This window comes from Lactobacillus sp. UMNPBX17 (assembly GCF_002553735.1).
Classification (GTDB): domain Bacteria; phylum Bacillota; class Bacilli; order Lactobacillales; family Lactobacillaceae; genus Lactobacillus; species Lactobacillus gallinarum.
This window is the reverse complement of record NZ_PCYT01000156.1, coordinates 1-1,011: the sequence shown is the minus strand read 5'-3', so window position 1 is coordinate 1,011 and position 1,011 is coordinate 1. Positions and strand designations below refer to the sequence as shown.

The 1,011-nt window shown below is 44.3% G+C and carries 1 protein-coding gene; it reads right to left on the bottom strand.

Translation table 11 applies throughout. The features are described 5' to 3' along the window. Window positions 1–914 (bottom strand): IS30 family transposase (locus CP368_RS10075; protein WP_098046060.1); only part of this gene is annotated, 914 nt, incomplete at its 3' end. Window positions 915–1,011: the final 97 nt, after the last annotated feature.

Here is a 1,011-nt window from a genome sequence, read left to right as displayed (position 1 = left end):
CTCTTGCCCTTAGGGAAGAATTGACGCAAAAGACCATTGCAGTTCTCATTGGTGCCCCTTTCCCATGGAGAATATGGGTGAGCAAAGTAAATCTGGCAGCCCTTGATCTTGGTCATATCCGCAAACTCAGAGCCATTGTCAAACGTGATTGATTTAAACCAGGCAGGATGTCTGTCAATCTCCTTTTGAAGCAGCCTTTGGCATGTGCTTGCCCGATAGTCAGGAATCTTGATAACTACTTCAAAGCGTGTGGTTCTTTCAGTCAAAGTCATTAAAGCAGGCTGATTCTTGCGTCTGACGCCTTTAACCAGATCTCCTTCCCAGTGCAGCGGAGCTTTTCTGTCTTCAACCTCCTTAGGACGCTGTTCAATGGAATTGCCAAGATGCTTCTTGTGCAAAGCGTGACCGCCATGGCTGTGATGACGCTTGTTCCTGCGTCTTTTGAGCTTCATAGGCAGATCAATATTGCTTATGTCCAGCAAGCCCTGATCAATATAGCGATAGACGGTTGGTGTGCTGGGACAAGGGTAGCCTGGCATAGTCCTTTTGAATTCACCAACGAACTCATCGATGCTGGTGGCATCAAATTTAGCTTTAAAGCGTCTGGAGAGCATTCTCAAAAAGACAGCATAATGCTTCAATGGATTGCGCTGATAGCAGTTTTGGCGACGCTTCTCATAATAAATCTGTGCAGTATCAGCGTAATAGTGCTCATATAACAAATAGCTGCTGTCTCTTTGCAGGACGCTTCCGCGTTTGATTTCGCGACTGATTGTCGATTTATGACAGCCAACTTCTTGAGCGATAACAGTACGGGAAGTTATGCCGGAATCCAGCATTGCTTGAATTTGTCCACGTTGTACGCTGGTTAATTGATGATAGTGCTTAGAAATGCTAGAATTTGAATTGGTCATGAAGATCTTCCTTTCTTGATTTTTCGTCACTTCAAGTTTAGGTCTTCATGGCCTTTTTGTTTAACACTTAGTGTTGCACTTCAATTTTAAATCCGGG